General features: G+C 33.7%; 20 protein-coding genes. All 20 read right to left on the reverse strand.

Features of this window, described 5'->3' with window-relative positions; genetic code table 11:
* Positions 1 to 96: 96 nt before the first annotated feature.
* Complete coding sequence (locus tag ABS911_RS12545) at positions 97 to 300, reverse strand: hypothetical protein (RefSeq protein WP_350467838.1); 204 nt, start codon at positions 298 to 300, stop codon at positions 97 to 99.
* Positions 301 to 319: 19 nt separating this feature from the next.
* A complete protein-coding gene (locus ABS911_RS12550) occupies positions 320 to 469 on the reverse strand; it encodes a hypothetical protein (RefSeq protein ID WP_350467839.1) in 150 nt (49 codons plus the stop codon).
* A gap of 9 nt (positions 470 to 478) precedes the next feature.
* On the reverse strand, positions 479 to 679 hold the full coding sequence (locus tag ABS911_RS12555; RefSeq protein ID WP_350467840.1) for a hypothetical protein: 201 nt from the start codon (positions 677 to 679) through the stop codon (positions 479 to 481).
* Positions 680 to 688: 9 nt separating this feature from the next.
* Positions 689 to 2,068 carry a minor capsid protein gene (locus ABS911_RS12560; protein WP_350467841.1) on the reverse strand — a complete coding sequence of 460 codons (1,380 nt, stop codon included), beginning with the start codon at positions 2,066 to 2,068 and terminating at the stop codon, positions 689 to 691.
* A gap of 54 nt (positions 2,069 to 2,122) precedes the next feature.
* Positions 2,123 to 2,389 (reverse strand): hypothetical protein, encoded by a 267-nt coding sequence (locus ABS911_RS12565; RefSeq protein ID WP_350467842.1) that lies wholly within the window; start codon positions 2,387 to 2,389, stop codon positions 2,123 to 2,125.
* 57 nt (positions 2,390 to 2,446) lie between these two features.
* Positions 2,447 to 2,758, reverse strand: a complete 312-nt coding sequence (locus tag ABS911_RS12570; RefSeq protein WP_350467843.1) for a ribosomal-processing cysteine protease Prp — start codon at positions 2,756 to 2,758, stop codon at positions 2,447 to 2,449.
* Positions 2,755 to 3,030 carry a hypothetical protein gene (locus ABS911_RS12575; protein ID WP_350467844.1) on the reverse strand — a complete coding sequence of 92 codons (276 nt, stop codon included), beginning with the start codon at positions 3,028 to 3,030 and terminating at the stop codon, positions 2,755 to 2,757. The genes ABS911_RS12570 and ABS911_RS12575 overlap by 4 nt, the downstream gene beginning before the upstream one ends.
* Complete coding sequence (locus tag ABS911_RS12580) at positions 3,011 to 4,414, reverse strand: phage portal protein (RefSeq protein WP_350467845.1); 1,404 nt, start codon at positions 4,412 to 4,414, stop codon at positions 3,011 to 3,013. The genes ABS911_RS12575 and ABS911_RS12580 overlap by 20 nt, the downstream gene beginning before the upstream one ends.
* Before the next feature lie 11 nt (positions 4,415 to 4,425).
* Complete coding sequence (locus ABS911_RS12585; RefSeq protein ID WP_350467846.1) at positions 4,426 to 5,718, reverse strand: PBSX family phage terminase large subunit; 1,293 nt, start codon at positions 5,716 to 5,718, stop codon at positions 4,426 to 4,428.
* Positions 5,708 to 6,601, reverse strand: coding sequence for a terminase small subunit (locus ABS911_RS12590; protein WP_350467847.1), 894 nt, complete (start codon positions 6,599 to 6,601; stop codon positions 5,708 to 5,710). The genes ABS911_RS12585 and ABS911_RS12590 overlap by 11 nt, the downstream gene beginning before the upstream one ends.
* A 105-nt stretch (positions 6,602 to 6,706) precedes the next feature.
* Positions 6,707 to 6,964, reverse strand: coding sequence for a hypothetical protein (locus ABS911_RS12595; RefSeq protein ID WP_350467848.1), 258 nt, complete (start codon positions 6,962 to 6,964; stop codon positions 6,707 to 6,709).
* A gap of 90 nt (positions 6,965 to 7,054) precedes the next feature.
* On the reverse strand, positions 7,055 to 7,759 hold the full coding sequence (locus tag ABS911_RS12600) for a hypothetical protein (RefSeq protein ID WP_350467849.1): 705 nt from the start codon (positions 7,757 to 7,759) through the stop codon (positions 7,055 to 7,057).
* A gap of 173 nt (positions 7,760 to 7,932) precedes the next feature.
* On the reverse strand, positions 7,933 to 8,496 hold the full coding sequence (locus ABS911_RS12605; RefSeq protein WP_350467850.1) for a sigma-70 family RNA polymerase sigma factor: 564 nt from the start codon (positions 8,494 to 8,496) through the stop codon (positions 7,933 to 7,935).
* Between the two features lie 98 nt (positions 8,497 to 8,594).
* Positions 8,595 to 8,786 (reverse strand): XtrA/YqaO family protein, encoded by a 192-nt coding sequence (locus tag ABS911_RS12610; RefSeq protein WP_350467851.1) that lies wholly within the window; start codon positions 8,784 to 8,786, stop codon positions 8,595 to 8,597.
* Between the two features lie 5 nt (positions 8,787 to 8,791).
* A complete protein-coding gene (locus ABS911_RS12615) occupies positions 8,792 to 9,163 on the reverse strand; it encodes a hypothetical protein (RefSeq protein ID WP_350467852.1) in 372 nt (123 codons plus the stop codon).
* A gap of 27 nt (positions 9,164 to 9,190) precedes the next feature.
* A complete protein-coding gene (gene ssb / locus ABS911_RS12620) occupies positions 9,191 to 9,676 on the reverse strand; it encodes a single-stranded DNA-binding protein (RefSeq protein ID WP_350467853.1) in 486 nt (161 codons plus the stop codon).
* An 18-nt stretch (positions 9,677 to 9,694) separates the two neighbouring features.
* Positions 9,695 to 10,312: a Holliday junction resolvase RecU gene (locus ABS911_RS12625; RefSeq protein ID WP_350467854.1), complete on the reverse strand. Its 618-nt coding sequence runs from the start codon at positions 10,310 to 10,312 to the stop codon at positions 9,695 to 9,697.
* A complete protein-coding gene (locus ABS911_RS12630) occupies positions 10,305 to 10,613 on the reverse strand; it encodes a hypothetical protein (protein ID WP_350467855.1) in 309 nt (102 codons plus the stop codon). Before ABS911_RS12630 ends, ABS911_RS12625 begins: the two co-directional genes overlap by 8 nt.
* Positions 10,610 to 10,831 carry a hypothetical protein gene (locus ABS911_RS12635; protein ID WP_350467856.1) on the reverse strand — a complete coding sequence of 74 codons (222 nt, stop codon included), beginning with the start codon at positions 10,829 to 10,831 and terminating at the stop codon, positions 10,610 to 10,612. The genes ABS911_RS12630 and ABS911_RS12635 overlap by 4 nt, the downstream gene beginning before the upstream one ends.
* Positions 10,828 to 11,064: a hypothetical protein gene (locus ABS911_RS12640; RefSeq protein WP_350467857.1), complete on the reverse strand. Its 237-nt coding sequence runs from the start codon at positions 11,062 to 11,064 to the stop codon at positions 10,828 to 10,830. The genes ABS911_RS12635 and ABS911_RS12640 overlap by 4 nt, the downstream gene beginning before the upstream one ends.
* Positions 11,065 to 11,299: the final 235 nt, after the last annotated feature.

Below are 11,299 nucleotides of genomic sequence, written 5' to 3' on the forward strand. Positions count from 1 at the left end.
TAAACACTCACACACTTTTGTTTTCTTATTGTTCTTTATAGCGTCCGCAACAAGAAAAAGGACAATAAAAATAGCCGTTACCTGATAGGTAGCGACTTAATCTTTTTTAAAGCCTTTTGTAATTGCATATCCGGCTATATTTTTCTTGTTAAACTGCGCATGTTTATGTTGCTGTGATGCGATACCAAAATAATCAAATGAGATCGTGCTTCTACCATCGACATCTAATTGTTCATTAAAATCCTTAACCTTGTGAAAATAAGCTGTGTTTCCATTGTCAAAATAAATAGCTACTTCCATTTTAAACACTCCTTTTTATTTAAAATATTAATGTTCCTAACAAAGAAACAAGTCCAAAACAAACAATAATAACCATTCCTGAACGCAACTGTTCATTTTCTCTTTCGCCAATTACACCAAACATTGCAATAAAAGTGATCAAAGCAATGAATAACCTTACAAATATCATTTAATCACCTCACAGTAATTGTAAATTAGGTTTACCATCTATATCTTTGTCAATTTGGTTATAAAAGGACTCATATGTTTCTATAACTCTTAATTCCATTATTGAAGGGTTCGCTTTATACCTCAAATAACCCACTATGTCAGCCATGTCCTGAATAAAATCAGACATCGGCTCAATGTCGGTTACGGATATTTCGATTACACAGTCCATAAGAGCCTCCTAGCCTGTTTTCTTGAATAATTGCAGATATTTCTTTTTAAGCTCCTCATATTTAACAGAATCTGAATACTTAATATCCTGGAATTCATCTAATGTCTTAGGTAAGTCCTCATCATTTAATGCTTTCTTATAATGGTTAAACTGCTCTAAATCAGCATTAAAGTTTTTAACTTTCTTTCTGACAATCTGTAAATCTTCTTTACCATGCTTATCAATTAGCATCTGTTCCCATTTCTTATAGGAGTCAGCATGCGATATTTCAAAGCGTTCACCAGTAATTGGATCGTTAGCAATTCGTTTAGCACTTAAAGTTCGTTCATTGAACCAAGCTCTCACAACTGATCTACACCAAGGATGAAATGGAGGATAATTGATATTTACCTTTGCTTCAGATACTTTATACTTCTTACCATCTTGCTCTTGGCATATCTTAGAAGTTCTTAAGTCTAAAGTAGCCACAATGACATAATACTCAACACCTTGTGCTACCCATCCTTTAAGCTTTCCCTGACCAGCCATGTAATTAGCTTCAGTTCTGACTAAACGTCTAGCTACTCCTCTAGAAACATCAAAAGCCGTTTGGATTTCTTTGACCATGTCTCTTTCTGACATACCAGTCATCGCTTCAACAGTGAAGAGTTCTTCTAATTTCTTAGCTAATAAATCTGTGTCATCCCAAATACGCTTTGAGTAGTTAGATCCCTGCCATCTCGTATCAAGAACGTTTCGAACTTGCTTAGTAGACATTTCTTTAAACTTTGGAATAACTTCATCTCTTTGAATCTCAATACGTTTAACTGATTTGCCTGTTTTCATATCAGCAATCTCAATAAACGTTTTGTCATCTTCAAATACATAAGTCGGGTATTTACCGTCATCATACAACCGTAAAGCTGATTCAGAATTTCCTATGATTGCTTCAGCACTAGCTTGATTGTAGGCTTCTTTGATTACGTCAATATAGTAATCAGTAGACTGACTAAGTTGAACATCCGCTACTTGTTTTGATACCAAATAAGACTTTGCTTTTAAATCTTCTAATCGAGTAATACGGTTCTTTACAGCCATACCTGTTAAGTAATTCTGAGCTTGCTTCTTGATATCAACATCTTTTACTGTCTTAACAATTGTTTGCAGATCAACAATATTAGTTGGACTAACAGACATATAAAGAACTTTCTTTACTTCTTCTTCAGACAGTTCAGATTTGGCAAGGTATCGTCTATATATCTTTTTAACTTCATCTGTCAAATAAAACTGAGCTTTTTGATAAGACTTCATTACCTTGTTTTCGACGGCATTCAATTCATTGTGGACCTTTATGTCTTGATCAATTGCACGTCTATCCCAGTAAGATAGCTTCTTTTTCTTATTGGTCATTTAGTCACTATCCTTTCTGGGTAAAATAAAAAGACCTGGTTAGAGGTCTTTTACTTAATTAACTAATCTTACTGCTGTTCCTGTAACAAATATCCCAGCATATGTTCGTTTGCTGTCTAGCAGCATCTGTGGTTCATATTTTAGATTAATTACGCCATCTGCTCCTAAACCCGTAACGAGCTGAGCTAAAGAAACATTCACATTTTTAAATGATTCATTGTAATTTGCTTGCTTAAAAAATCCAGACTCGCTTTGACTATGAGTCATTATCACATCAATTATTTCATAATTTTCTTTAATATCTCCTGTTGAAAAAAACATCATTTAACCTCCCTTTTTCTAAATTATATCTTTAATAGATATAAAAAGAAATAGCAGTTATTTAATTTCAACTTCTATGTTTTCGGGATACTCTTTTTGTATTCCTTCCAAAGAAAGCAACATCGAATTTAAAAGAACATTACTATATGCAGTTGATTCTTTAATACCCACTCTTGTAAATCCATGACTTACTGACGTATCAAAAGTAGCATCAGTTAACACTTCCAATCCATTGATTGTTCCAACAACTAATGCAGAAACAGCAGCGCATACCACGTCGCGACCAGAAGGAGCATAACCAGCGTGCCCTTCTACTATGAATGAAGTTATCTTATCTTCTTTGTCTTTATGAAACACAGCCTTTATCATTCCAACACCTTCTCGTACATAGATTCAAATAAAGGGCCATTCGCGACGTTGTAACCTTCTTCAGTCTTAGTAATGTAATCACCGATAGAGGCTTTCTTTGTTCCTTCTAGTGTTTGAACATAAAGACCTTTAGATTCTATTTCATCAATGAACTTGTCATGCTCTTCAGCAATTAAAGTTTCACTTCCAACGAATACCATAACTTCATTGACATTTTGACTTTGAATTTGAATAGCATCAATTGTTACCTTCTTAATCTTCTGGTACTTCATCTTCGTCCTCCTCTGGTTCATCATCTAAATTATCGTGACTAGCACCTTCACCGCCCATTTTATTAGCTAATTCTATATTTTGTTTCTTTTGTTCAATCAACTTCTTGATTTCTTCTCCTGGATCATCAATATCAGGCAACCAAGAAAGAAGTGTCTCTAAAGGTAAGATATCAATTGCTTTAACGATTTGATCAATGATGTCACTTGTGTTGATTGGTAGATTAGGTTTAATCTTAATCTTTGCCCCACTAACATCAACATTTCCACCTTTGACATTCATCATGTTGGCCATTAACTGAAGACGTTGGCGTAAACCTTTAGTCATGTAACGAGACTTAATTGACATCAACTGGAGTAATCCAAATAATTTGTACTTCATGGCCTCACCACTGATATTTCCAGCAAAGTTTTCATCATTCATATTAGGCACATAAGTTACTTTATGGATGTTATCTTCAATTGACTTAGACAGTAGTTGGACTTGAGATTCATCAAAGGTCTTTGTTAGCCATTCAGCACCTGCACCATCTTCTCCTTTACCAGGAGCTTCAATCAAACCATCAGCAATATTTCCTTCTAGTTTAAATCCGTAAATAATAAGCAATGCATCAATAAAGGCTTCTTTGTCGCTAATACGGTCACTTTGAAGAACGTTATAAGCATCAAATAGAGAAATAGCTTGCTCGAAATCGCCTTGTTTCTCTTCGTTATTACGATATTCTATGACTTGCACACCACCAAAGTATTGAGGTAAAGCTTTAACTATCGTGGATTCTGATAAACTTAAGTCCTTCGATTTACGTGTGATAATTGCCTTAAATGTGTAAATATTTAAAAGCCATCCAGTCATTTTTCCATCTAGATCATACTTTTTATAATAATGGACCGCAAACAAAGGGTTCTTTTCAATCGTATCATCAGTCACTAAGAAGATACCTCGTGGATCCACTGCTTTAATCATCATTTCAGTTTCAATTTCCGTACCAGGTACTTTTCTTAGGTAAATAAGCTCTAATCCAATACCAAATACAGATAGATCTTTCTCTAATTCAGTATCATGAGAGACGATATCCATTTCTTCAAAAGATTCTAGTATTGAGTCGAGGTTATTATTATCTCCAGATGAATAAGAAATAGGATTACCTACTAAGAAACCAACATTCATATCAGTCACATACTTAGCATGATTGACCATTACTTTATTATTTTTAGTATTCTCATTGTCTAATTTTCGTTCTAAAACTTCATGTTTACCATCGTAATAGTCAGATAGTTTATCAAATCGTTCTAGTTCTTTCTGGTGTTGCTCTATACAATACTTTAATACTGCAACAGAAGGGTTATTTATATCTCCTGCCAACTCTCTATCAATTGATATAGCCATGCTTTACCTCCTTATCTTATGCCATATTTAGACTTGCTTCCTGTTCTTGCTACTTTCTTGAAGATTACTTTGTAGACGAAGTATCTTAGCGCATCTGCAGCATGGTCATGTTCCTTAACAGGCTTATCTGTTCCGCTAAGTCCTGCTTTCTCATCCCAAACATAAGAAGAAAATTCTTTAAATAAGTTCTTACACTTACTTGTAAATACAATCTTCCCTTCATTCATTGCTGTTTGAGTCGCTCTTATTCCATCTAAAACATCGTTCTTAGCTCTTTCGACTGAAAAGCCATCTTCTCTTAGTTGAGCAATAAAAGAGGCAGCAGAAGGGTCAACGATAATCGTTGCTTCAATGCCACCTAAGAACTCTTTCAAGTCATCACTATATTGTTTGTCTGTTTTTTGCCTGCTACTTTCTCGGCCACTATGGAAATACTCATCTAAACAGTACCACGTACCTTTGTAACGGCCCCATAACAAGAAGACCGTTGGGTTTTGAGTACCATAGTCAATAGATACATAATATCTGTCGCATACTGCATCTTCTGGTAGCTCTTGAACCATGGTGTCTTTATCAAAGTTATCGTAAATGATACCTTCTGACATAACCCACATACCTAAGATGAAACGCAAATAGAACACACCAGAATACATGCGTTTGTAACGTTCTTTAACTCTATCTGATAAAGAAGGGTTATCATTCATTGTAAAATGGATGTGAAGAGCATTCTTCTCAATTAGCTTATCTATCCACTCTAATTTAAACCAATGATAAGGACCTTCAGGGTTCATGTTAAACCAAAGCTTTGCACCTTCAACGGAACAACGAGCTGTTGCTTGATCAATGAATGATTTAGGCATCAATGCTGCTTCATCAAAAAAGAACCCTGCAGCTGTTAGTCCTTGGACTAAGTCTTGTGAGGATTCATCTTTCCCACCAAATAAGAAGTAGTGGTTTGTTTTACCGTTTTTAGTTATCTCTAGTATGTTATCGCTGCGTAAGTCTTTTACTTTATAACCTCTAAAGAAAAGAATCGTTTTGAGCAAATTGATAACATTACGTCTTAGGGATCCAATCGTTTTACCAGCTATCCCGAATTGCTGACCATCAAATGATTGCATAGACCAGATAATATAAGATAAAGACATGATTAGTGTTTTACCTGCACGTACAGAACCATCACATATAATTGCATCTTTCTCTTTATGCTTTGGATGTTCCCACCAACTTAAAACCTGCAGTTGTTTGACTGAAAAAGGACTAAATATAAACGTAGCACGTTTTCTCTTGAACCTAGTCTTCATCTGGCCACACCTCTTTGTTTGTGACCATGCCGTTTATAGCATCCATGAATCCATCATCTTCAAGCATTTCGTCATCGAAGTCCCCATTCTCAGCTTTAATTCTAAAGGTCTGAGCTTCAATCTGAGCAATACGTGCTTCTAACAACTTACAGTTCAATTCATCCTCAGTTTTATTAGAGTTGTCTTTAGGTATGAGTTTCTCTAACTTATCCAACGACTTCTGGCGATCATACAACTTAAAGGTTATTCCATCTTTACCTTGTTTAATCTCTTTAATAAGAGAGGTGTCAACTTTATTAGAATCTATGAGCCTGACTTCATCAACAAATGTAACCATCATGTTACCATCTTCATCTTTCAATGGTTTACCATCCTGGTTCAAAAGCTGAGTTCTTTCACCACTGAATTCAATATAATCACCTAGGTCAGAAAAACCCATCTTTGCATGCTCATTAGCGATGTCTAGGATACTCACTTTCAATTCTTGGTGTATCTCTGCTTTAAGCTTATCTAATTGATTATTTATCTTAGGGTTTCTTAGGCACTTAGAGCCTTCAACCATAGCTGTATTGTAAGTACAGTCATAAGCTTTTATATAAGATTGGGTAGCATTGAAAGATTGTAGATAATATAAACAGAACAGTTTTTGCTTTTCTGTTAAGCCACTATCATCTAATACTTCTTCAACTTTTTGCGTTGCAACGTTTTTATGTTGCGTTGCGTTTTTTGTTGCAACGTTTTTAGTTCCGTTTCTCTGCTGCCACTTCTCACGATTTTTTCTACTTCTAAGAGTGGTGGCTTTAATGTCATGTTTTTCAGCAAGCAATTTCATCGTTATGTCTGTTTCTTCAAATTCTTTTCTAATTTCTTCCCAATTAATCAATTCATTTCCACCACCCGCCCATCGTGTTTGTTTTGTAATTTTATGTATTAAAAAAGACCTCGTAATGAGGTCAGAATTTTTTAAATATAACAGATTAGATATTCGCTAGTTGTTATTAAAGTAATTTCTAAAAACATCTAAGCGGTCTGCAGCAAGTAAGTAAGCAGATTCATCGTCTGATTTTATTTTTTTAATCTTTGAGTATTCTTTCTTAGCATTGATAAAATCAAAAAGATAATCTTTATCAGTATCTGATAGCGAAGCTGTTTGTACTGTTTTTTTCAAAGAATCTAACATATCAGTTTCACTTTCATGTATTGTTTCAATTTTTTTTCCCATTTCCAAGAACTTTTTCGTAAACATACGTCCACCTCCTCATTAAATGTATATCGGGGAAAAGCTTAACTAATTAACCCAGTTTCTTAATTAGTTATTTTTTGTATAAAAAAAGACCTACAAAAGGTCTTTATATTTTTTATTTTCTAATTCTTTTTTTAATAGTACTTCTGATTTTCTTCTTTCAATTCTGTCCTTAAAATTTTCTCTTATGCTTTCTATATATTTAATATCCTTTTTGCTAAATAATACATCTTGTGTAAACTCCTGACCTGTCGCGTTAGCATAAACTACTTCGATAGTAACTGGTTTATTAGTTTTTTTGAATCTGTTTACCACAAAATCATCTATCCAATGGCTTTCGAATATTTGTTCCTTTGTACTATTCCTTGGTCCAACATATTCAAATTTATCACCACTTTCAAAAAAAACAGAAATAGTAGTTTGCAAATACTCTATTTTATTATTTTTCATCTTTATCCACAATTTTTCAAAAAAAGCATATTTGTATCTAATACCATCAAAATAAACTGTCTCAGACATTTTAGATAGATTAATAGCTTGTATAATATATATTTCGTCGGCTGAATAAATAATACCTTCATCTGTTTTGGTTTGTTTGTTTTTCTTATTAACAGCAACTCTAAAAACTATTCGGTTATCTTTGTTATAAAATCTTAAAGTAAATATAATCGTTAAAATTGTAAAAATAATCCCTGCCCATTCTGCATAAGTCCCAAAAATTCCAGCATTATAATTATCATAAAATGTTGTTTTTAAAAAGCTTAATACGGAACTTAGTATATCTTTTATATGGTTCATTGTTTTCCTCCATCAATAATAGTATTAATGCATTATACCAATTTTCTAGAAAGAAAACACTGTTCTAATTATGTTAAAAGTCTTTGCTAAAATTAAAGAAGTGCAGAAAAAAATGTGGGTAGCTACCTATACAATAGTTGGTGGTACTTGTATTACAAAACTAAAAAGTATTTTCATGCAAACACAAGAGTTGTTTGAACTATTCCCGTTTCTAAACAGCCTTGGATTTTAGATTTAGCCCTATTTACTAGCATTTGCACCGCTCCCCTTGTAATCCCCATAAAATAAGCTGTCTCAGCATAAGTATGACCTTCACCCATAATGCATCTGTAGGCTTCTCGTTCTCTTTTTGACAAACAATCTAATATCTCATTCATTCTAGCGTTTTCTTCAAGAGACAACTCTCTACCTTCGACAGTAGATTGCATTCGATAAGCTTTCATTGATAGGATGTCTATTTCTGCCCATAACTCTGTTCTTTGATATCTTGATTTATTTGTAATACCTCTTTTTAAACCAGGTTCTCTAGCGTTTTCTAACCAAGAAATTGCATACTCCATATCACTAACCATTCCACTGATTGTTCTTAATTCGACTTCCATATCATTCGTCCATTCATCAATCCTATTTGATAGTTTTAGTTCATCTTTAACAGACTTTCGTTTCATTCTTTCCAAACGCAATTCCCTGAGTCCTTTTTTATATTCATCTGATAACTCATCTGCATAATGCCACATAAACATACCTCCTTTTTTTATGTACAAAAAAAGAGGACACTTAACCCAACGTAAATTAATACGTTAAAGTTAAATGTCCTCTTGTATGTCAAGTCAGACTATATTTTAATTTTCTTTTTTGTTAGATCTTCAATATAAGTAACTTTTCCTTCATGAGTAAGTACCTCTACAGTAGATTTACCGTAATCGGGTAATTCCTTAAGCATGGCAATACCGTTTGTTAGAACTATTATACCATTTTTTATTTCAGTTAGCTTCAATTCTTCCAATTCCATTCGAGTAAAATCCATTTATTTTAACCCCCGGCTTGGTTGTTGTCTTTGACCAATGAATTTAGCACTCTAATTGCATTATTTATGCTATGCCATTCGTGATGTAGAATAGCAGATTCAGGATTCATAGCCATTTCATGAGCAATTTCTTCTCTATATCTTGTTTGACTTGCTATCTCTTTATCAATGGCTCTTCTTAACCCCAACCCCCTAAGAGCGATTCTATAAACTCTTTTATGTTGGCCAATCGTAAATTCGTTAAATTTAATTCCGTTCATCTTTTTTATAAACGCTGAATCATCTGCTACATTTTGAATTTTATTAGGCTGATACTCATCAATAAAATTTGTGCTTTGAGCTAACTGAACGTGTTTTCTGTCTATTCTTGTCTTCATAATTGTTTACTCCTTAAATGGAATTTATCAGAATGGTAAATCATCATCTGACATTTCGTATGGTGTAGATTTATTGGTTATGTCTGGTTTCGTTTCTGGTCTGGAATAATTTGAGCTTGCTTGGTTCGAATTGTAATTTTGGGTATTTGTATGAATTGGTGCTTGTCGATCTGCATCGGCTGTTTTTTGGCTATTTTTGGTATCTAAGAAACTAACGACTTCAGCGACTACTTCGGTAACATATACTCGTTGTCCTTGTTGATTGTCATAAGAACGTGTTTGGATCCTTCCTTCAATTCCTACTAATGATCCTTTGCTTGTGTAATTAGCTAAAGACTCTGCAGTCTTTCTCCAAATCACACAATTAATGAAATCAGCTTTTTGTTCTTCATTCTCTTTTTTGAAAGCTTTGTTAACCGCTAGAGTGAAAGAAGCTACTGCTGTACCGCTAGAGGTATATCTCAAATCAGCATCTTTGGTTAATCGTCCAACTAAAACAACGTTATTAATCATTTATAGCGTCTCCTTTAATTATCGTTTATTCTTCTCTGTTTCAATAAAATTCAAAATGCCGTTCTTGTATTCAACCTCGTACCCTTTTATATCTGATTGATTGACTGATTTCTTTTTAAAAACGAACTGCATATCTCTCCAAATCTCCCAAGGTATCTTATAAAAGTTTTTCATTTCGAAACTGACTAACACAAAACATTCAGCTCCTAATTTATGGTGACTTGTAAAGTTTTCAATTTGTTCGAGACTTAATCGATCTTGTGCAATTGATTTACCGTTCGTATGTTTAGCTTCAAAAATGATGGTACGTCCACCTTTTAAAACGCCTTTAAAGTCTGGCTGAGCTTGTTTTTCGAATACAGCTTTAAAGATTCCTTTTTTATTGTCCAACGTTTCTAAAACTCTCATTGGTTCTGGTGTTTTTTGGATATCCGCTATTTGGTGCTGCTTATAATAGCGACAAGTAATTTCTATAATGTTTTCAAAATATTGGCCATTCTTTTTTGCTGAGGCTCCGGCTATTTGTTTACCATTGCGAGGCTTTTTATAATGTTCTTTTGGTTTAGCTACTGCACGGGTTCCATTAGCGTAATTTTTAGGAATGAATTTAGGATTATTTCTGTCACTCCTAATCATTCGGATTTGTTCCTGCATAGTATGTTGTTATTTTAGGGTTAATAGTTACTTGCGGTGGTTTGAATTTAAGAGTATTAATAGAATTACCAATTCTTTCTCCTAATTTTATAAAAGCATCAGAAATGAATTTCCATACTTTCTTCAAAAGATCCATACATTTATCTAAAAACTTGCTGAAATCGAATTCTTTTAAAAAAATATACTGTTTGATCAACTCATATTCTTTGTGAGATAAAGCAATACCAAATTCATACTTTTTAATAGCACGTTTCATGATTTTGTTTTTTATACGTTTATTCATTCTACACCATCCTTGAACAAATTAACCTGTGGAGATTCTACTTCTTCTAATTGATTGTTCAACCACCATTCTGATTTTCCGTTATCAAAAAACAACTGACATAGAATTATTGGTTCTTCAAAGTGAAAATCATCTTTAAGCGCATGATTCAAAGATGCAGCTGCCATAGTCTGCCCGATATTGCCATTTAACGTTTCATAAAATCCTCCGAGTTTCATTCACTCCAACTCCATCCTAAGTCAATAAACGCATCATTTGGTAATTGATCAAAATCATGCTTGGCAACTTTATAAGGGTTACTTTCTGCCGCTTCTTCCATATTCAATGTTTGACCTCTTTCAAAATCAGGATCTTTATCTTTTCTAAAATATAGGATGATATCGCCGACTTGGTAAATCACTGCTAAATCACCTTCTGTTTGCCATTTGTTGATTACCTCTTTTTTACTCATTCTGCACCATCCTTAAAAATGCCGTCATACCACTGATAAAATTCTTCATCTGTAGCTGTTTCGCAATCAGGAACGTGGCTGTAATCAAAGTAATTCCATCCTTCACGCCACCTTTCTTTCGATAATTATTTATCTGAGTAGTTTTCCATTCCATCAAATTCAGGACAACGTTTAGCTTGAACATCTATCCAAGAATCATAATATAATTCAGTTGAATGAATTTTTTTCTTTGCTT

The organism is Carnobacterium sp. (assembly GCF_040274425.1).

Coding starts and splice junctions, on each gene's coding strand:
- ABS911_RS12545 (WP_350467838.1), bottom strand. CDS start 300: ATGGAAGTAGCTATTTATTTTGACAATGGAAACACAGCTTATTTTCAC.
- ABS911_RS12550 (WP_350467839.1), bottom strand. CDS start 469: ATGATATTTGTAAGGTTATTCATTGCTTTGATCACTTTTATTGCAATG.
- ABS911_RS12555 (WP_350467840.1), bottom strand. CDS start 679: ATGGACTGTGTAATCGAAATATCCGTAACCGACATTGAGCCGATGTCT.
- ABS911_RS12560 (WP_350467841.1), bottom strand. CDS start 2,068: ATGACCAATAAGAAAAAGAAGCTATCTTACTGGGATAGACGTGCAATT.
- ABS911_RS12565 (WP_350467842.1), bottom strand. CDS start 2,389: ATGTTTTTTTCAACAGGAGATATTAAAGAAAATTATGAAATAATTGAT.
- ABS911_RS12570 (WP_350467843.1), bottom strand. CDS start 2,758: ATGATAAAGGCTGTGTTTCATAAAGACAAAGAAGATAAGATAACTTCA.
- ABS911_RS12575 (WP_350467844.1), bottom strand. CDS start 3,030: ATGAAGTACCAGAAGATTAAGAAGGTAACAATTGATGCTATTCAAATT.
- ABS911_RS12580 (WP_350467845.1), bottom strand. CDS start 4,414: ATGGCTATATCAATTGATAGAGAGTTGGCAGGAGATATAAATAACCCT.
- ABS911_RS12585 (WP_350467846.1), bottom strand. CDS start 5,718: ATGAAGACTAGGTTCAAGAGAAAACGTGCTACGTTTATATTTAGTCCT.
- ABS911_RS12595 (WP_350467848.1), bottom strand. CDS start 6,964: ATGTTTACGAAAAAGTTCTTGGAAATGGGAAAAAAAATTGAAACAATA.
- ABS911_RS12600 (WP_350467849.1), bottom strand. CDS start 7,759: ATGAACCATATAAAAGATATACTAAGTTCCGTATTAAGCTTTTTAAAA.
- ABS911_RS12605 (WP_350467850.1), bottom strand. CDS start 8,496: ATGTGGCATTATGCAGATGAGTTATCAGATGAATATAAAAAAGGACTC.
- ABS911_RS12610 (WP_350467851.1), bottom strand. CDS start 8,786: ATGGATTTTACTCGAATGGAATTGGAAGAATTGAAGCTAACTGAAATA.
- ABS911_RS12615 (WP_350467852.1), bottom strand. CDS start 9,163: ATGAAGACAAGAATAGACAGAAAACACGTTCAGTTAGCTCAAAGCACA.
- ssb (WP_350467853.1), bottom strand. CDS start 9,676: ATGATTAATAACGTTGTTTTAGTTGGACGATTAACCAAAGATGCTGAT.
- ABS911_RS12625 (WP_350467854.1), bottom strand. CDS start 10,312: ATGATTAGGAGTGACAGAAATAATCCTAAATTCATTCCTAAAAATTAC.
- ABS911_RS12630 (WP_350467855.1), bottom strand. CDS start 10,613: ATGAATAAACGTATAAAAAACAAAATCATGAAACGTGCTATTAAAAAG.
- ABS911_RS12635 (WP_350467856.1), bottom strand. CDS start 10,831: ATGAAACTCGGAGGATTTTATGAAACGTTAAATGGCAATATCGGGCAG.
- ABS911_RS12640 (WP_350467857.1), bottom strand. CDS start 11,064: ATGAGTAAAAAAGAGGTAATCAACAAATGGCAAACAGAAGGTGATTTA.